The sequence below is a fragment of the Streptomyces sp. LaPpAH-108 genome (assembly GCF_000373625.1).
GTDB lineage: Bacteria > Actinomycetota > Actinomycetes > Streptomycetales > Streptomycetaceae > Streptomyces.
Genome location: NZ_KB891988.1, coordinates 901,579 through 918,428, shown reverse-complemented (window position 1 = coordinate 918,428; position 16,850 = coordinate 901,579). Strand labels below are relative to the sequence as shown.

The window sequence follows — 16,850 nt, the reverse complement described above, 5'->3', positions numbered from 1 at the left end:
CGGGACTGAGACATTGCCGACACCGGGTCAGTGCGCTTCGCCACCGTTCGGGTGGCCGCCGAGCATGGTCAGGTCGAGCAGGCCGGGTACGGCGCCGAGCGCGTTTAGGGTGGCGTCGTCGTGGACCGAGTAGGTGTGGAAGACCCGGTCGCGGTCGCGCAGGAAGCAGCTGAGGCCGGGGCGTTCGACCGGGCGGCCCGCGCGTTCCACGGTCGCCTCGAAGTCGCGGTTGAAGTCGCTGTGGCACGAGGAGTACCAGGGCACCGCCCAGCCCATCCGCGCCTTGAACGGCAGGATGCGGGTGAACGGCGCGCGGGAGACCGCCGCGAACGCGGTGTCGCGGGCGCGCAGCCGGTCGAGCTGGCCCAGCTGGTCCAGGAAGGCGGCGCAGCAGGGACAGCCCTCCGTCCACTCCGGGGCGAACATGAAGTGGTGGACGACGAGTTGGGCGTGCCCGTCGAAGAGGTCGAGCAGGGTGGCCTTGCCGTCGCCGCCCTCGAAGACGTACTCCGGGTCGACCTCCACCACGGGCAGCCGCCGCCGCTCGGCACCCAGCGTCTCCCGGGCCCGGGCGACCGCCTCCTCCTTGCGCCGTAACTCCTCGCGCGCCACGCGCCACTGCGCACGCGTGACGATCTCCGGAAGCGACATGGGCTCTCCTGCCTGTCCGACGGTCGTGTCGTGGTGCTGACCGCGGGCGGAGGCGGAACTCATCGCGGGGCGCCGGGATTTCTTCGGCGATGTCCCGGCGCCCGGATGCGGGCGGGTCAGGCGGCCGGGAGCACCCGCCAGTCCCGACGGCCGCTCTCCAGCTCGCGCAGGGCCTCCTGGAGCCGGTCGGTGTGACGCGGGGTGAGGCGGCCGGTGTCGTCCAGGTGGACCGCGCAGGCGGTGGTGGTGTCCACGAGCCGTTCCAGGGCGGTGGCCACCGCGCCGGTGTCGCGGGTGTGCCGGGCGAGGGCGGGCAGTTCGGCGGCGGCGACCGCCATGGCGGTGTGGGCCTCGGCGAGCGTGCGGTACGCCTCGCGGCGCAGCGCCCAGCGTTCGGCGCGGTCGCCGGACTCGGCCATGACATGCGCGAGGTAGGCGTGCGCGGCGGCGCCTGCGGCGGCGAGCCGCGCCCGTACGCCCGCGCCGCGCTTCCCCGGCATCGGCAGATGCCCGACGATCAGCACGAGGGCGCAGGCCAGCATGGTCTCGGCGATCCGGCTGACGCCGGCCTGCGGTTCGCCGCCGATCATGATCAGGGCGAGCACGAGCACGGTGACGACGGCGGTCAGCGCGGCGAAGTGCCGGGTGGAGACGGGCAGCAGCGCCCCGCACACCGCGACCAGGGCGATCAGCCCGAGGGGCCTGGGCAGCACCGCGGCGAACCCGGCGAAGACCAGCGCGCCGAGCACGGTGCCCGCGGCCCGGCACAGCACCCGGGAGGCAAGCGGGCCGAGGTCGGGCTTGACGAGGAAGACGGCGGTGACGGGCAGCCAGTACCAGTGCTGGTGCCTGCCGTACCAGCCGGTCTGGTGCAGGGCCTGGGCGATCCCCGCCGCGGCGCCGAAGGAGAGGGCCACGCGCAGCCCGTACTCGCGGCCCCCGGTGCCGAACGCGGCCCGCAGCGCGCGCCGGACCGCCCACGGGCGCACGAGCAGCCGGTGGGGGCCGCCGTCGGCGCGGTCGAACGCCTCGGCGGCGTGCAGCAGCGCGTCGTCCAGGGCGCGCAGGGCCGGGGTGGTGCGGGCCGGGGCGGGCAGCGGTCCGGTGCCGGTGTTGCCGCGTACGGCGGCGGCGAGCCGCCGGGGTCCGGCCGAGGCCCGCGCCGTCAGGGGGTCGCCGGTCCAGGCGAGTGCGGTGGCGGCCTCGGCGAGCGGGAGCGCGGCGACGTACTGCGCGTGCAGCCGTCGTTCCGGGGCCAGGGTGGCGTAGCGGCGCAGCCGGGGTCCGGCCAGGGCGTCCTGGGCGCGGTCGAGGGCGGCGGTGAGCGCGGCCCGGCGGGCGGTGGCGTCGGGTCCGCCGACGGCGTCGAGCAGGTCGGCGATCGCGTCGTACACCGCCGCGACCGCGGTCCGTTCGCCCTCGAACCGCAGGTCGGAGACGAGCGAGCCCGGGGTGGGCAGGGCGACGCGCAGCAGGAGCAGCCAGGCCGCTCCGGCGAGGAAGGCGAGGGCGCGCTGCCAGCCGCTCTCGGGGCTCGGCATTCCGGCGCCGATGGCGGCGGTGACGAGCAGTTGGGTGGCGGAGGCGGAGGCCAGCGGCCCGACCGCGCTGAGCGATCCGGCGACCAGCCCGAGCAGGGCGAGCACGAGCGTCAGCGGTACGGCGGGCAGATGTTCGCCCGCGCCGGTGCCGACGAGCAGGCCGAGGCCGCCCGCGAGGGCGGGGGTGGCGAGGCTGCGGACGGAGAGGCGACGGCCGCCGGGGCGGTCGTTGATCCCGGCGAGCATCGCGCCGGTGGCGGCGAGGACGCCGTCCGCGACGTATCCGGCCAGTACGCCCGCGAGCAGCAGCGGTCCGGCGGCGAGTGCGCCACGGGCGACCGCGCTCCAGGGGACGGGCCCGCGCTGGGCGCGGAAGGCGTGGGCGAGCCAAGGCGGCAGTGACCGGGCGGCGGGGCGCGACACGGGGCTCCTGTTCGTACGAGGGCGGGGGCGTGCCTTCGGACGACGGTGGCCGGGCTGGTGCCGCCTTCCACAGTACGGGGCGTTGTCGCGTAGGGGCGACGGGCGGGTTTCGGCGAGATGAAAGGGGTGTTCAGGTGTGCGCGCCGAGCGGGTCCTCAGGCGTTCAGCCGGGCGCCGAGCAGGTCCTCGGCCTGTGCCACGGCGCCGACCAGGGCCTGCGGCTCGGGTCGGAGGGTGCCGGTGATCGTGTCCATGCTGCGTAGTCCGGCCCGCTCCAGGAGGCGCTTCTCGTTGGTGATCCATTCTCCGCGTGCCGCGAGCACGGCGTGGGCGGTCTGGGCGGCGGCGGTGGCGAGGGCGCCCGCGACCTCGGTGAGGCGGCCGTGCGGGGCGTGGTGCGCCTTGGCGTAGCCGAGGGTGGCGCGGGCGGTGCCGGACCAGCGGGGCGGGGCGCTGCGGCGCAGGGCCTCCGGATAACGGGCGGGGCGGGGGAGGTCGCCGCGCAGCACCTGGTTGACGGCCAGCTCGGCGACGATCAGATAGGTGGGGATGCCCGCGAGGTGGAACAGCAGCGGCTCCACCCGGAACCGGCCCTCCTCCGCCTCGGCCAGCTCGTGCTCCACGACGTCCAGGTCCCGGTAGTGCACATCGACCCGGCGTCCGTCGATCGTCAGCCAGGCCCCGCCGTTGAACACCCCGCCGCCCCAGCCGCCCACCTCGGACACCTCACCCTCCCAGCCGAGGGCGCGCAGCTCAGCGGGGTCGAAGGCGCCCCGGTAGTAGAGGGCGAGGTCCCAGTCGCTGGCGGGGGTGTGGGTGCCCTGGGCCCGCGATCCACCGAGGGCGACGGCGCGGACGGTGGGCAGCGCGGCGAGGCGGTCGGCGGTCGCGGTGAGGAAGCCGGCGTCGGAGAGGGCGGGCATGGGGGTCCTTGGGTGGGGGCGGAGGCGGGGGCGACGCTGCGGGATGCGGAAGCTCGGGTGACGCTTACGGGGGCCGGGCCGGGGGGCCGGGGCGACGCTACGGGAGCCGGAGGCCGGGCGCACCGAAATTCGGGTGCGGGGCCGGTCGTACCCGCGAATGATGCGGAGGTCACCCGTCCCGCCCCTTCTGGAGCCGCCATGATCCGCCGCGTGACCGTCCCCGGCCTCTTCCCGCCGCCCACCTACTCCCACGCCTCCGTGGTCGAGGCGGGCACCCGGATCGCCTTCCTCGCGGGCGCGGTCCCGCTGGACGAGCACGGCGAACTGGTCGGCGCGGGCGACCCCGTGCGCCAGGCCGAGCAGGTCCTCGCCAATCTCCGCGCGCAGCTGCACGCCGTGGGCAGCGACCTCGGCCAAGTGCTGGCCACCGATGTGTACGTGGTGAGCGCCGACCCGGCGGTCCTCGCGGCCGTCTGGAAGGTGGTCGCGACCTCGGGCCTGAGCGACGGCCCCCACTCCTCCACCCTGCTCGGCGTCGCGTGCCTCGGCTACCCGGGCCAGCTGGTGGAGATCACGGCGACGGCGACGGTGCCGGAGCGGTGATGACGCACCCGGTGACGCTGCGCCGGGCGGTCGCGGCGGACGCCCGCGCCACCGCCGACGTCTGGCTGCGGTCCTTCGCCGCCGCGCTGCCCACGGTCGTCCGGCCCCGCTCCGACGACGAGGTGCGCGCCTACATCCGCGACGTGGTCGTCCCGCTGCGCGAGACCTGGGTGGCCGAGGACGCGGAGGCGGGGATCGTCGGCATGATGGTCCTCCACGGGGACCAGCTGTCCCAGCTCTATCTGGACCCGGCCTGGCGCGGGCGGGGTCTCGGGGACCGGTTCGTGGCCCTGGCCAAGGAGCGGGCCCCCGGCGGCCTCGCGCTGTGGGCGTTCCAGGTGAACAAGCCCGCCCGCCGCTTCTACGAGCGGCACGGCTTCACCGCCGTCGAGTACACCGACGGCAGCGGGAACGAGGAGCGGGAGCCGGACGTGCGGTACGTCTGGCGGCCGTGAGGTGCCGGTGGCCCTGAGGTGAGGGACGGCCGGTCAGCGCAGACCGGCCGTGTGGGCCGCCGTGCTCAGGACCTCGCGCAGCATCTCCGTCGTCAGGCGCCCGGTGAAGGTGTTGCGCTGGCTGACGTGGAAGCAGCCGAAGAGGTCCAGGTCGCCGAGGGCTACGCGGGTGCCGTGGGCGAAGGCCGGGCGGGGGCGCGGTACGGGCCAGCCCGCCTCCGCGAGGGCGGGCAGCGCCGCCTGCCAGCCGAAGGCGCCGAGGACGACGGCCGCCCGCAACGTGGGGCGCAGCAGCTCGAGTTCGCTGACCAGCCAGGGACGGCACATGTCCCGCTCGCCCGGGGTGGGCTTGTTGGCGGGCGGGGCGCAGTGCACGGGCGCGGTCACCCGGACGCCGTACAGCTCCAGGCCGTCGTCCGCGCTCACCGAGGTCGGCTGCGAGGCGAGCCCCACGTCGTAGAGCGCCTGGAAGAGCACGTCCCCGGAGCGGTCGCCGGTGAACATGCGGCCGGTGCGGTTGCCGCCGTGCGCCGCCGGGGCGAGCCCGATGATCGCCAGGCGCGCGTCGGCCGGTCCGAAGCCGGGCACCGGGCGCCCCCAGTACGGCTGGTCGACGAAGGCGGCCCGCTTGGTACGGGCCACCTCCTCGCGCCACTCGACCAGGCGCGGACAGGCCCGGCACTCGGTCAGCCGCCGGTCGAGGCGGGCCAGGGCGGCACTGTCGTCCATACCGGCCACCGTAAGCCCCGGGCCGGACCGCCGCCGGACACCTGGTGCCCGGTCGTACGCCCCCTCACGTGAAGGCCGCCCCCAGCGCGACGAAGCCGCAGATCAGCACGAACAGCACCGCGAGCAGCGGCCATACGAACCGCAGATACCGGTCGTAGCCGACCTTCGCGAGCGCCACGCCGCCCATGACGACGGCGGTGGTCGGCACCCACAGGTTCATCCAGCCGCTGGACGCCTGCCAGGCGGTGACGGCGACCGCGCGGGAGACCCCGGCGAAGTCGGCCAGCGGGGCGAGGATCGGCATGGCGAGCGTGGCGTGCCCGGAGGTGGAGGGGATCAGGAAGGCCAGCGGCAGGTTCACCACGAACACGATCACCGCGAAGACACCGGAGGACGTGCCCCGGACCACGCCCTCGATGGAGTGCAGCACGGTGTCGGTGATCCGCGAGTTGTTCATGATCACGGTGACGCCCCGGGCCAGCACGATCACCAGCGCGGGCGCGATGAAGTCGGCCGCGCCCTGCACGATCGTCGCGCTCAGCCGCTGCTCCCCCATCCGCGCCACCAAGCCCACCAGCACGGCCGCGCACAGGAACAGCGCGGCGAGCTGCGGGAAGGACCAGTCCAGCTCGAACCCGTACGGCGTCGCGTCCGCGTCCCCGGTCAGCGCGCTCGACCAGGGCACCACCGAGAAGATCATGAACGCGAAGACCAGCACCATGGTGATCAGTACGGCCTTGTGCAGCCCGGTCAGCTCGGGCTCCGCGTCCGGCGCCTCGGTGGCGTGGTCCCGGTCCCCGGGCAGGAACCCGGTGAGCGAGCGCGCCGGATCACGCCGTACCCGCCGCGCGTACCGGATCACGTACGCCACCGTCACCGCCGTCAGCACCACCCACATCGCCGAGCGCAGCAGGATGCCGTCGCCGAGCGAGATGTCGGCGGCCGAGGACGCCACCCCGGTCGCGAACGGGTTCACCGTCGAGCACAGCACCCCGATCCCCGCGCCCAGGATGATCGTGCCGACGGCGACCATCCGGTCGTAGCCGAGCGCCAGCATCAGCGGCACGATCAGGCCGTAGAAGCCCAGGGTCTCCTCGGCGAAGCCCTCGACCGTGCCGAGCACCGAGAACACCACCATGATCCCGGCGATCAGCAGCGCCCCGCGCTCCCGCAGCCGGTGGGCGAGCCGGGCGATGCCCCGGTCGAGCGCGCCGGTGGCGAACACGACGGTGATGAACGCGCCGATGGCGAGCACGAACAGGAACACGCCCGCCGCGCCGTACAGACTCCCGGACAGGTCGGGTCCGACCAGGCCCGTCCTGGCGTCCCGCAGCCCGTACAGCCCGTTCACCGGCGAGAGGAACAGATCGTCGAGCCGGTCCGTGAAGGAGCGCCCCGAGGACACCCGGTGGTACGTGCCCTGCACCGGGGCACCGGAGGCGTCGCGGACGTACTCCCCCGGCGGGATCAGAAAGGCGAGCAGCCACACCGCCACGGTGACGGCGGCGAGGACGGTCAGCGCGCTCGGAAAGGTGAACTTCCGCTCGCGCGTGGGCGGTTCCGCTGAGCGCGCCTTCACCAGGGCGGCGACGGGTGAACTTCCGCTCGCGCGTGGGCGGTTCCCCCGCCGTGGCCGCCGTCTCCATGCCCCTCCTCGTCCCTCCTCACCCGCACCGATCACTTCAGCCTCGGGGGCGGTGGGGCGGGGCGCATCCGGGGGTGGGCCGTGGGAGGGGTCGCTGGAGGAGTACGGCACCGGGGTACAACTCCGGAGGAGGACGGCGCCGGAGGCCCCACCCGGAGGGCCACCGCACCGAAAACAGGTCCAGTCCGGACAGCGCGACGCGTTAGGGTCGGCAGCATGGCTCTGGCTGCACAGGATTCACCGGACGCGGGCGACGACGTGAACCGTGACTCCGCCGCCCCCGACCCGAAGACCTCGGCCGCCGTCGCCGCCGCGAAGGCCGCCGGACCGGCGTCGGGCGAGACCGTCCGCATCGACAGCTGGATCTGGGCCGTACGCCTGGTCAAGACGCGTTCGCTGGGCGCGACCGCCTGCCGTGGCGGCCATGTCCATGTGAACGGTGACCGGGTGAAGCCCGCCCACGCCGTGCGGGTCGGTGACGAGGTCCGGCTGCGGCACGAGGGCCGGGAGCGGATCGTGATCGTCAAGCGGCTGATCCGCAAGCGGGTCGGCGCACCCGTGGCCGTGGAGTGCTACGTCGACAACTCACCGCCGCCCCCGCCCCGCGAGGCCGTGGCCCCCGCCGGTGTCCGCGACCGGGGCGCCGGCCGCCCCACCAAGCGCGACCGCCGCGAGCTGGAGCGGCTGCGGGGCCTGGGATCACTGGGCGCCTCGGCAGCGGCACGCACGGCACCCGAGGAACCGGACGACACCGGTCACTCCGGCCGACCGGACCGTCCCGGCGACACGGGCCGATCGAGCCACCCCGCCGACACCAGCCGCACCGACCGCCCCGGCCGACCCGGTGGTGACCCCGATCGCACCGACCGCCGTGGCCGACCCAACCGACCCGACCGACCCGGCGGCTCCGGAGGCCGACGCCGAGGACGGTGAACCCCGACCGCGCGCCCCGCAACCAGCCAAGCCGAGCCCCGCTCCGCCAAACCCAGCCCGGCTCCGCCAACCCAGCCCAACCCAGTCCGGCTCAGCCAAACCCCGCTCAGCCCAGCGGCAGCGCCACCGCCCGCACCCACATCCCGTCCTCCGTCAGATACCTGTCCACCTCCAGTCCCGCCTCCGCCAGCACCTCCTCGAACTCCGCCACCGTCAGCGGGCGGGCGCGGAAGGTCTGGGTCCAGACCGCGTCCGGGAACACATACTCGGCACGGACCACACGCACCCCCTCCCCCACCGGATCGCTCGCCACGATCCGCACCGTGAAGCCGCTCGGGTCGACCCGCTCCCTCGGTATCCGGGTGTGATAGTCCGCGCCCTCCCGCTGGATGAGGACACAGCCCCCGTCCGCGACATGCCGGACGCAGGCGCGCAGGAAGCCGCGCCGCACCTCCGGGTCACCGGTGTGCACCAGGAACGAGGCGAGCATGACCACGTCGAACCGCTCGCCCAGGTCCAGGTCCTCGATGGGCCCGCATATCGTGCGCGCCCCTCTCACCCGGGCCAGCATCTCCGCCGACTCGTCCACGGCGGTGACCGTGAAGCCCCGCTCCAGCAGGGCGTGGGTCACCCGGCCCACGCCGCTGCCCAGCTCCAGGATGTGTGCCCCCGGGGGCACCGCCGCCGCGATGATGTCCGGCTCCTCGCCGACCGGCAGCCTGCTGTACAGCTCGACCGCGCAGCCGTCCGGAGTGATCGCCCCGGGGCCCGTGCCCTCGTGTCCCTCACGCATTTCGACCGTCATGCCCGCACAACGCCCGGCGCTCGTACGGTCGTTCCCCTCTCCGCCCGGTCCACTCGTTCGAGTCAATTCACCGGTCGGCGGGAACTTTCCGCCCTTGGTGTGCGGGCCCGGCGAAGAGTACGTTGCAAGGAGGAGTGGAGACGGAATGCGTACGGGCAGTGAACCGACAACCGCGCGCAGTGCGCTGCGAGCGCGGTTGTGGCTGGCCGTGTGGGGGTTCGGCTGGGCCGTCTTCGGGACCGTCGCCTTCGTCCTCGTCGGACGGCCGGGCTGGGCGGCGGCCTGTGCCGCGCTGTGGCTCGTGGTCACCATCGATCTGACGCTGGTCCTGCGCCATCTGCGGCAGGGCCCGCACTACCAGCCGGGCCGCGACATCCCGCCGTACGAGCCCGTGGACGACGGACCGCCGAGCAGACCGAAGCTGCCCCGGCTGCGCCGCCCGCCGACACCGCGTCGGCACCCCTGACCGACCGGAGACCTCAAAGCCGACCGAGCCGTGACCCCAGCCCCGGCCACCAGCCCCGGCCCCCCGCTCAGGAATCGAAGCGCGCCGCCCGCAGATACTCCGGGTTGGGATCGAGGGCCGCCGCCAGCCGGAAGTGGCGGCGGGCCTGGCCGGGCCGACCCTGGCGCTCGTAGGTGCGGCCGAGGGCGAAGTGGGCGTAGGCGTTGTCCGGCTCGCGCTCCAGCACGATGGTGAACTCAAGCTCGGCGGGACGCAGTTGGGCAGCGGCGAAGAAGGCGCGCGCACGCAGCAGCCGGGCGGCCGTGTTCTCGGGATGGGCGGCGATGACCTCGTCGAGCAGCTTCACCGCGCCTCTGGGATCCCGCGCGTCAAGCAGATGCTCGGCGGCACGGAAGTCGATGACATGCGTCTCCGGAGTACGTCCGGGCGATCCGCTGGTCTCGGGCACGGCGAAGTCCTTCCCTCACTCGGGCATTCCAACGCCTGTACGCGCAGGGCTATTCCGTCGAACCGCCCGCGCGGGAACGGGCCGCGCGGGCCGTCAGCTCGTCCCACACCCGGTCGACCCGCTCCTTCAGCGCGTCCAGGGGGACGTCGTTGTCGATGACGATGTCCGCGATCTCCAGGCGCTGTTCGCGGCTCGCCTGGGCGGCCATGCGCGCCCGGGCGTCCTCCTCGGCCATCCCGCGCAGCCGGACCAGCCGGTCGAGCTGGGTCTCGGGGCTCGCGTCCACGACGATCACGAGGTCGTACAGCGGGGCCAGGCCGTTCTCGGTGAGCAGTGGCACGTCGTGGACCACGACGGAGCCGGGGCGCGCGGCGCTCTCCAGTTCGCGGGAGCGGGCGCCCACCAGGGGGTGCACGATCGAGTTGAGGAGGGCCAGCTTCTCGGGGTCGGCGAAGACGAGGGCACCGAGCCGGGGACGGTCCAGGGAGCCGTCCTCGGCCAGGATCTCCGGCCCGAACGCCTCGATGACGGCGGCGAGCCCGCGGGTGCCCGGCGCCACGACCTCCCGTGCGATGCGGTCGGCGTCGATCAGTACGGCCCCGTGCTCCACGAACAGCCGGGACACCTCGCTCTTGCCGGCGCCGATGCCACCGGTCAGACCCACTGTCAGCATGAGCGGAAGCTTAGAGCCCGCCCGACCGGCACCGGCACCGGCACCGGCACCCAGCTCAGCTCAGCTCAGCTCAGCTCAACCGTGCCGTACCGGTCCCCCGGCTCAGCCCTCGCCCTCCCGCTCCGCGAGAAACCGCTCAAACTCGCGGCCGATCTCGTCGGCGGACGGGATCTCGACCGGCTCCGCGAGCATGTTGCCCCGGGTCTCGGCGCCCGCGGCGGCGTCGTACTGGTGCTCAAGGCCCTGGACGAGCGAGGTCAGTTCCTCGTCGCCCTCGCGGATCTGCCGCTCGATCTCGGTCTGCGTGCGGTGCGCGTCGGTGCGCAGCGCGTGCGCGACGCCGGGCAGCACGAGCCCGGTGGCGGCGGTGATCGCCTCCAGGACGGTCAGGGCGGCGTCCGGGTAGGTGGAGCGGGCGATGTAGTGCGGCACGTGCGCGGCGACGCCGAGCGTGTCGTGGCCCGCCTCGGTGAGCCGGTACTCGACCAGCGCCTCGGCGCTGCCGGGCACTTGGGCCTCGTCGAAGGGGCTGCGGTGGCCGGGCACGAGGTCGGTGCGGTTGCCGTGCGGGGTGAGGCCGACGGGGCGGGTGTGCGGGACGCCCATCGGGATGCCGTGGAAGTTGACCGAGAGGCGGACGCCGAGCCGCTCCACGATCTGCCGTACGGCCGTCGCGAACCTCTCCCACTCCACGTCCGGTTCGGGGCCGGAGAGCAGCAGGAAGGGGGCGCCGGTGGTGTCCTGGACGAGGCGGACCTCGATGGCCGGCACCTCGTAGTCGGTCCACTGGTCCCGCGTGAACGTCAGCAGCGGACGGCGGGCCCGGTAATCCACGAGCCGGTCGTGGTCGAAGCGGGCGACGAGTTGGTGGGGAAGTGTGTCGAGAAGCCGCTCGACGATCTGGTCGCCGGCCTCTCCCGCGTCGATGTAGCCGTCGAAGTGGTAGAGCATGACCAGTCCGGCCGATTCCTGAGCCAGCGCCATGTCCACCACGGCCAGCCCCTTCGGCTCCCACGCGTACAAACCCTGCGGATCAAGCACGATGACCGCCCCTCCTAGTGTCCATACCCCCCAACGCTCACAACCCCAAAGCCATTCCCAAGATCACCAACGGTAAGTCCCCAAGTGACGTCAAGGTGTCCTACCTGAAGGGGCGCGGGGAACTGCGCGACAAGCCACGAAGCCCCCGCACCCGACAACGCACAAAAACGCCTGAGGACCCGCACCTCGAAAGGTACGGGCCCTCAAACTCAGCTGCTAAGCCTCAGCGGCAAGCGTTCAGCTCTGGCCGCCCGCCAGCTTCTCACGCAGCGCGGCAAGCGCCTCGTCCGAAGCCAGGGCACCGGAGGTGTCCGCACCCTCGGAGGAGTACGAACCGCCACCGGCCGCGGCCGGAGCAGCGGCCTCGCCGCCCTCGGCGGCAGCGGCCTCGTCGGCCTCGCGGGACTTGATGACCTGCGCCTGGTGCTGCTCGAAGCGCGACTGCGCCTCGGCGTACTGGCCCTCCCACGCCTCGCGCTGGGTCTCGTAGCCCTCGAGCCAGTCGTTGGTCTCGGGGTCGAAGCCCTCGGGGTAGATGTAGTTGCCCTGGTCGTCGTACGACGCGGCCATGCCGTACAGGGTCGGGTCGAACTCGACCACCGACGGGTCGGCACCGAAGGCCTCGTTGGCCTGCTTCAGCGAGAGGCTGATGCGGCGACGCTCGAGGTCGATGTCGATGACCTTGACGAAGATCTCGTCGTTGACCTGGACGACCTGCTCCGGGATCTCCACGTGGCGCTCGGCCAGCTCGGAGATGTGGACCAGACCCTCGATGCCCTCGTCCACGCGGACGAACGCACCGAACGGAACCAGCTTGGTGACCTTACCCGGGACGACCTGGCCGATCTGGTGGGTACGGGCGAACTGCTGCCACGGGTCCTCCTGCGTCGCCTTCAGCGACAGGGAGACACGCTCGCGGTCCATGTCGACGTCGAGAACCTCGACGGTGACCTCCTGGCCGACCTCGACAACCTCGGAGGGGTGGTCGATGTGCTTCCAGGACAGCTCGGAGACGTGGACCAGACCGTCGACGCCACCCAGGTCCACGAAGGCACCGAAGTTGACGATCGAGGAGACCACACCGGAGCGGACCTGACCCTTCTGGAGGGTCGTGAGGAACGTCTGGCGGACCTCGGACTGGGTCTGCTCCAGCCAGGCACGGCGGGACAGGACCACGTTGTTGCGGTTCTTGTCCAGCTCGATGATCTTCGCCTCGAGCTCCTTGCCCACGTAGGGCTGGAGGTCGCGGACGCGGCGCATCTCGACCAGGGAGGCCGGGAGGAAGCCGCGGAGGCCGATGTCGAGGATGAGACCACCCTTGACGACCTCGATGACGGTACCGGTGACGATGCCGTCCTCTTCCTTGATCTTCTCGATGGTGCCCCAGGCGCGCTCGTACTGGGCACGCTTCTTCGAGAGGATCAGGCGGCCTTCCTTGTCCTCCTTCTGGAGAACCAGGGCCTCGATCTCGTCGCCGACCTTGACGACCTCGTTCGGGTCGACGTCGTGCTTGATCGAGAGCTCGCGGCTCGGGATGACACCTTCGGTCTTGTAACCGATGTCGAGCAGGACCTCGTCCCGGTCGACCTTCACGATGACGCCGTCGACGATGTCGCCGTCGTTGAAGTACTTGATCGTCTCGTCGATCGCGGCGAGGAAGGCTTCCTCGTTACCGATGTCGTTGACCGCAACCTGCGGGGTGGTGGCGGTGGTCTCGGTGCTGCTCGTCATGTGGGAAAGGGCTCCGGTACGGACATTGAAGTCGTAGGTACTGCTTACGCCGGGAGCCCGTTTCGCTCTGCAGAAGCCGGACAGCCAAGGAAGCGCCACATAGACACCGGGTGCCCGGTGGCGCCTCGACAACCGAGGGGACATACATACAGATGCGAGCGCGACCTGCTACGTCTGAGGTGCGCAGGCCCGCAGCGCAACTTGTAGCATACGGGGGCAGCCGGGCAGGGTCAATGCGCGAAGGCGCACACCCGGGGCGGATCGCCGCATTCCCGGCAGAAGAATCGTCTCAAGTGGCCACGCAGGCCCGGGAGACCCGTTCCGTGACACTCGCCCGGCGGGTCGGCTGGACGGAAGAGTACGACGAGGGAGCCGATCATCCAAGAGCCGATGGGGCCCGATCCCGAGGGGACCGAGCCGGAAGCAACCCGCCGTGACGCGGACGTCGCGGAGAGCAGCCGCGCCAACCGCGGCTGGTGGGACCGCAACGCGGACGAGTACCAGGTCGAGCACGGCACGTTCCTCGGCGACGACCGCTTCGTGTGGGGCCCGGAGGGCCTGGACGAGGTGGAGGCCGAGCTGCTGGGCGCGCCCGAGGACCTGAAGGGCCGGGACGTCCTGGAGATCGGCGCGGGCGCCGCCCAGTGCTCCCGCTGGCTGGCCGCGCAGGGCGCCCGCCCGGTGGCCCTTGACCTCTCCCACCGCCAGCTCCAGCACTCCCTGCGGATCGGCGGGTCCTTCCCGCTGGTCTGCGCGGACGCGGGCGCGCTGCCCTTCGCGGACGCCTCCTTCGACCTGGCGTGCTCGGCGTACGGCGCGCTGCCGTTCGTCGCCGATCCCCGGCTGGTGCTGCGCGAGGTGCGCCGGGTGCTGCGCCCCGGCGGCCGGTTCGTGTTCTCGGTGACGCACCCGATCCGCTGGGCCTTCCCGGACGAGCCGGGGCCCGAGGGTCTGTCGGTCGCCGCGTCGTACTTCGACCGCACGCCGTACGTGGAGCAGGACGAGGACGGCCACGCCGTCTATGTGGAGCACCACCGCACGATCGGCGACCGGGTGCGGGACATCGCGGCCTCCGGGTTCCGTCTGGTCGACCTCGTCGAGCCGGAGTGGCCGGCCTGGAACACCGCCGAGTGGGGCGGCTGGTCACCCTTGCGGGGCGCGCTGATCCCGGGCACGGCGATCTTCGTGTGCGAGCGGGACTGAAACCCTCTCCGGGACTGAAACCCCTGCACGGCGGCCTGCAACCTCCTCGCAACGGGCCGCGTACGACACTGGGGGCGTGATCCGTGACGACGCCCTCGCCGTGCTGCCCGTGCGCTCCGCCCTGCCCGCCCTGACCGACGCGCTGGACGGGAGCGGCGCCGCCGTGCTGGTGGCGCCGCCCGGCACGGGCAAGACGACGCTGGTGCCGCTGGTGCTGGCCGGGCTGGTCGGCGGCGGGCCCGCGCGGCGGGTGCTGGTGGCCGAGCCCCGGCGGATCGCGGCGCGGGCGGCGGCGCGGCGGATGGCGTGGCTGCTGGGCGAGAAGCCCGGCGACAGCGTCGGGTTCACCGTGCGCGGCGAGCGGGTCGTGGGGCGGCACACGCGCGTGGAGGTCGTCACCACGGGTGTGCTGCTCCAGCGCCTCCAGCGCGACCAGGAGCTGGCCGGGGTCGACGCCGTGATCCTCGACGAGTGCCATGAACGCCATCTGGACGCGGACACGGCGGCGGCCTTCCTGTGGGACGTACGGCAGACCCTGCGCCCGGACCTGCGGCTGGTGGCGGCCTCCGCGACCACGGACGCCGAGGGCTGGGCGCGGCTGCTGGGCGGGGCGCCGGTGGTGGAGGCGGCGGGGGTCACGCATCCCGTCGAGACCGTGTGGGCGCCGCCCGCGCGTCCGGTCCGGCCGCCGCACGGGATGCGGGTGGACCCGGCGCTGCTCTCGCACGTGGCCTCGGTCGTGCGGCGGGCGCTCGCGGAGCGTCCCGGTGACGTGCTGTGCTTCCTGCCCGGTGTCGGTGAGATCGCGCGCGTGGCGGGGCAGTTGGGCGAGCTGCCGGACGTGGACGTGCTCCAGGTGCACGGGCGGGCCCCGGCCGCCGTGCAGGACGCGGTTCTGGCGCCCGGGGCGCGGCGCCGGGTGGTGCTGGCCACCTCGGTCGCGGAGTCCTCGCTGACGGTGCCCGGGGTGCGGGTGGTCGTGGACTCGGGGCTGGCGCGCGAGCCCCGGGTGGACCACGCGCGCGGGCTGAGCGGCCTTGCGACGGTACGGGCCTCGCGCGCGGCCGGGCGGCAGCGGGCGGGGCGTGCCGGACGTGAGGCACCGGGCGCGGTCTACCGGTGCTGGGCCGAGGCCGAGGACGGCCGGTTGTCCGCCTTCCCGGCGCCCGAGATCAAGGTGGCCGACCTGACCGCCTTCGCCCTCCAGGCCGCCTGCTGGGGCGACCCGGACGCCTCGGGCCTCGCCCTCCTGGACGCGCCGCCCACCGGAGCGATGGCGGCGGCCCGTGACGTACTGACGGCGGTGGGCGCGGTCGACCCCGCCGGGCACGCCACCGAGCGGGGTGCCCGGCTGTCCCGCCTCGGTGTCCATCCCCGTCTGGGCCGCGCCCTGCTGGACACCGACGGCGCGGGCGCCGGGGCGGTCGCCCTGCTCGCGGAGGAGGTCCCGCGCGAGTACGGCGACGATCTCGCCACGGCGCTGCACCGGGCCCGGCGGGGCGGGGACGCGTATGCGGCGCGGTGGCGTGCGGAGGTGCGGCGGCTGAGAGGGCTCGCCGGGGCGCCGGGGCGCGTGGACAGCGCCTCTGACGGACATGCCGTTCTGGACGCGGCCGTCGGACGCGTGGCCGCGCTCGCCTTCCCCGAGCGGGTGGCCCGGCTGGACGGCGGGTCGTACCTCATGGTGTCCGGGACGCGGGCGGAGCTTGCGGAGGGGTCGGCGCTGCGCGGGGCGCCGTGGATCGTGGTGGCCGTGGCCGACCGGCCCGGTGGGAAGGGGCACGCGCGCGTGCGGCTCGGTGCCGCCGTACCGGAGGAGGTGGCGCGGGAGGCGGCCGGTGCGCTGCTCTCCGAGGGGGAGGAGGTGCGCTGGGCGGACGGGGAGGTCGTGGCGCGGCGGGTCGAGCGGCTCGGGGCCGTGGAGCTGGCCGTACGGCCCCTCGCGGACCCGGAGCCCGAGCTGGTGCGCGCGGCGCTGCTCGACGGGTTGCGGCGGGAGGGCCTTGGGCTGCTCAAGTGGTCCGAGGGGGCTGCCGCGCTGCGGCGGCGGCTGGCGTTCCTGCGGGCGCGGCTGGGCGAGCCGTGGCCGGACGTGTCCGACGAGGCGTTGTACGCGCGCGCGGACGTCTGGCTGGAGCCCGAGCTGAGCCGGGCCCGGCGGCGGGCCGATCTCGGCCGGATCGACGCCGGGCAGGCGCTGGGACGGCTGCTGCCATGGGCGAGCGGGGAGGCGGGGCGGCTGGACGAACTGGCGCCCGAGCGGATCACGGTGCCGAGCGGTTCACAGATCAGGGTCGACTACTCCGACCCCGAACGGCCCGTGCTGGCCGTGAAGTTGCAGGAGATGTTCGGGCTCGGCGAGACCCCGACGGTGGCCGGGGTGCCGCTCCTCGTCCATCTGCTCTCCCCCGCCGGGCGGCCCGCCGCCGTGACGGCCGACCTCGCCTCCTTCTGGCGGGACGGCTATCGCGGCGTACGGGCCGAGCTGCGCGGGCGCTATCCGAAGCACCCGTGGCCGGAGGACCCGGCCACGGCCGAGCCCACCCGGCACACCAAGGCGCGCCTCGGGCGGAGTTGATG

At 73.7% G+C, this 16,850-nt stretch carries 16 protein-coding genes; 6 read left to right on the top strand and 10 right to left on the bottom strand.

Features of this window, described 5'->3' with window-relative positions:
• Nucleotides 1-27: 27 nt before the first annotated feature.
• From B079_RS0110270 to B079_RS0110260, 3 genes are all read right to left on the bottom strand, one after another.
• Nucleotides 28-651 (bottom strand): DUF899 domain-containing protein, encoded by a 624-nt coding sequence (locus tag B079_RS0110270; RefSeq protein ID WP_018545711.1) that lies wholly within the window; start codon nucleotides 649-651, stop codon nucleotides 28-30.
• Nucleotides 652-767: 116 nt separating this feature from the next.
• Nucleotides 768-2,615: an FUSC family protein gene (locus B079_RS0110265; RefSeq protein WP_018545710.1), complete on the bottom strand. Its 1,848-nt coding sequence runs from the start codon at nucleotides 2,613-2,615 to the stop codon at nucleotides 768-770.
• Between the two features lie 155 nt (nucleotides 2,616-2,770).
• A complete protein-coding gene (locus B079_RS0110260) occupies nucleotides 2,771-3,538 on the bottom strand; it encodes a nucleotidyltransferase domain-containing protein (protein ID WP_018545709.1) in 768 nt (255 codons plus the stop codon).
• A 198-nt stretch (nucleotides 3,539-3,736) separates the two neighbouring features.
• Here B079_RS0110260 and B079_RS0110255 point away from each other — a divergent pair, with 198 nt between their 5' ends.
• The gene (locus tag B079_RS0110255; protein ID WP_018545708.1) at nucleotides 3,737-4,141 is read left to right on the top strand and encodes a RidA family protein; all 405 of its coding nucleotides are present in this window, start codon (nucleotides 3,737-3,739) and stop codon (nucleotides 4,139-4,141) included.
• Complete coding sequence (locus B079_RS0110250; protein ID WP_018545707.1) at nucleotides 4,141-4,596, top strand: GNAT family N-acetyltransferase; 456 nt, start codon at nucleotides 4,141-4,143, stop codon at nucleotides 4,594-4,596. The genes B079_RS0110255 and B079_RS0110250 overlap by 1 nt, the downstream gene beginning before the upstream one ends.
• Nucleotides 4,597-4,629: 33 nt before the next feature.
• On the opposite strand, the gene B079_RS0110245 is transcribed toward B079_RS0110250, so the two are convergent.
• Nucleotides 4,630-5,325: a uracil-DNA glycosylase gene (locus tag B079_RS0110245; RefSeq protein WP_018545706.1), complete on the bottom strand. Its 696-nt coding sequence runs from the start codon at nucleotides 5,323-5,325 to the stop codon at nucleotides 4,630-4,632.
• 64 nt (nucleotides 5,326-5,389) lie between these two features.
• Nucleotides 5,390-6,904, bottom strand: a complete 1,515-nt coding sequence (locus B079_RS0110240; protein ID WP_018545705.1) for a YfcC family protein — start codon at nucleotides 6,902-6,904, stop codon at nucleotides 5,390-5,392.
• A 282-nt stretch (nucleotides 6,905-7,186) separates the two neighbouring features.
• Between B079_RS0110240 and B079_RS0110235 the strand changes: the two genes are divergently transcribed.
• Nucleotides 7,187-7,903 (top strand): RNA-binding S4 domain-containing protein, encoded by a 717-nt coding sequence (locus B079_RS0110235; RefSeq protein ID WP_051095025.1) that lies wholly within the window; start codon nucleotides 7,187-7,189, stop codon nucleotides 7,901-7,903.
• 106 nt (nucleotides 7,904-8,009) lie between these two features.
• On the opposite strand, the gene B079_RS0110230 is transcribed toward B079_RS0110235, so the two are convergent.
• Nucleotides 8,010-8,708, bottom strand: a complete 699-nt coding sequence (locus B079_RS0110230; protein ID WP_018545703.1) for a methyltransferase domain-containing protein — start codon at nucleotides 8,706-8,708, stop codon at nucleotides 8,010-8,012.
• Nucleotides 8,709-8,853: 145 nt separating this feature from the next.
• Between B079_RS0110230 and B079_RS31650 the strand changes: the two genes are divergently transcribed.
• Nucleotides 8,854-9,174 carry a DUF6343 family protein gene (locus B079_RS31650; protein ID WP_051095023.1) on the top strand — a complete coding sequence of 107 codons (321 nt, stop codon included), beginning with the start codon at nucleotides 8,854-8,856 and terminating at the stop codon, nucleotides 9,172-9,174.
• A gap of 67 nt (nucleotides 9,175-9,241) precedes the next feature.
• Here B079_RS31650 and B079_RS0110220 read toward each other — a convergent pair whose 3' ends face one another.
• The 4 genes from B079_RS0110220 to rpsA form a co-directional block, all read right to left on the bottom strand.
• Nucleotides 9,242-9,622, bottom strand: coding sequence for a tetratricopeptide repeat protein (locus tag B079_RS0110220; RefSeq protein ID WP_018545701.1), 381 nt, complete (start codon nucleotides 9,620-9,622; stop codon nucleotides 9,242-9,244).
• 49 nt (nucleotides 9,623-9,671) lie between these two features.
• On the bottom strand, nucleotides 9,672-10,295 hold the full coding sequence (gene coaE, locus B079_RS0110215; RefSeq protein WP_018545700.1) for a dephospho-CoA kinase: 624 nt from the start codon (nucleotides 10,293-10,295) through the stop codon (nucleotides 9,672-9,674).
• Nucleotides 10,296-10,397: 102 nt separating this feature from the next.
• Nucleotides 10,398-11,336, bottom strand: coding sequence for a PAC2 family protein (locus B079_RS0110210; protein ID WP_026248546.1), 939 nt, complete (start codon nucleotides 11,334-11,336; stop codon nucleotides 10,398-10,400).
• A gap of 237 nt (nucleotides 11,337-11,573) precedes the next feature.
• A complete protein-coding gene (gene rpsA / locus B079_RS0110205; protein ID WP_018545698.1) occupies nucleotides 11,574-13,067 on the bottom strand; it encodes a 30S ribosomal protein S1 in 1,494 nt (497 codons plus the stop codon).
• Nucleotides 13,068-13,457: 390 nt separating this feature from the next.
• Here rpsA and B079_RS0110200 point away from each other — a divergent pair, with 390 nt between their 5' ends.
• Together B079_RS0110200 and hrpB are read left to right on the top strand one after the other, a co-directional pair.
• A complete protein-coding gene (locus B079_RS0110200; RefSeq protein WP_018545697.1) occupies nucleotides 13,458-14,270 on the top strand; it encodes a class I SAM-dependent methyltransferase in 813 nt (270 codons plus the stop codon).
• A 76-nt stretch (nucleotides 14,271-14,346) separates the two neighbouring features.
• Entirely contained in the window at nucleotides 14,347-16,848 is a 2,502-nt protein-coding gene (hrpB, locus tag B079_RS0110195) for an ATP-dependent helicase HrpB (protein WP_018545696.1), read from the top strand.
• The last annotated feature ends 2 nt before the right edge of the window (nucleotides 16,849-16,850 follow it).

What these genes read in the sequence shown, in the direction of transcription:
- B079_RS0110255 (WP_018545708.1), top strand. Translation starts at nt 3,737, where the DNA reads ATGATCCGCCGCGTGACCGTCCCCGGCCTCTTCCCGCCGCCCACCTAC.
- B079_RS0110235 (WP_051095025.1), top strand. Translation starts at nt 7,187, where the DNA reads ATGGCTCTGGCTGCACAGGATTCACCGGACGCGGGCGACGACGTGAAC.
- B079_RS0110230 (WP_018545703.1), bottom strand. Translation starts at nt 8,708, where the DNA reads ATGACGGTCGAAATGCGTGAGGGACACGAGGGCACGGGCCCCGGGGCG.
- B079_RS0110200 (WP_018545697.1), top strand. Translation starts at nt 13,458, where the DNA reads ATGGGGCCCGATCCCGAGGGGACCGAGCCGGAAGCAACCCGCCGTGAC.
- B079_RS0110260 (WP_018545709.1), bottom strand. Translation starts at nt 3,538, where the DNA reads ATGCCCGCCCTCTCCGACGCCGGCTTCCTCACCGCGACCGCCGACCGC.
- B079_RS0110270 (WP_018545711.1), bottom strand. Translation starts at nt 651, where the DNA reads ATGTCGCTTCCGGAGATCGTCACGCGTGCGCAGTGGCGCGTGGCGCGC.
- B079_RS31650 (WP_051095023.1), top strand. Translation starts at nt 8,854, where the DNA reads ATGCGTACGGGCAGTGAACCGACAACCGCGCGCAGTGCGCTGCGAGCG.
- coaE (WP_018545700.1), bottom strand. Translation starts at nt 10,295, where the DNA reads ATGCTGACAGTGGGTCTGACCGGTGGCATCGGCGCCGGCAAGAGCGAG.
- rpsA (WP_018545698.1), bottom strand. Translation starts at nt 13,067, where the DNA reads ATGACGAGCAGCACCGAGACCACCGCCACCACCCCGCAGGTTGCGGTC.
- B079_RS0110245 (WP_018545706.1), bottom strand. Translation starts at nt 5,325, where the DNA reads ATGGACGACAGTGCCGCCCTGGCCCGCCTCGACCGGCGGCTGACCGAG.
- B079_RS0110250 (WP_018545707.1), top strand. Translation starts at nt 4,141, where the DNA reads ATGACGCACCCGGTGACGCTGCGCCGGGCGGTCGCGGCGGACGCCCGC.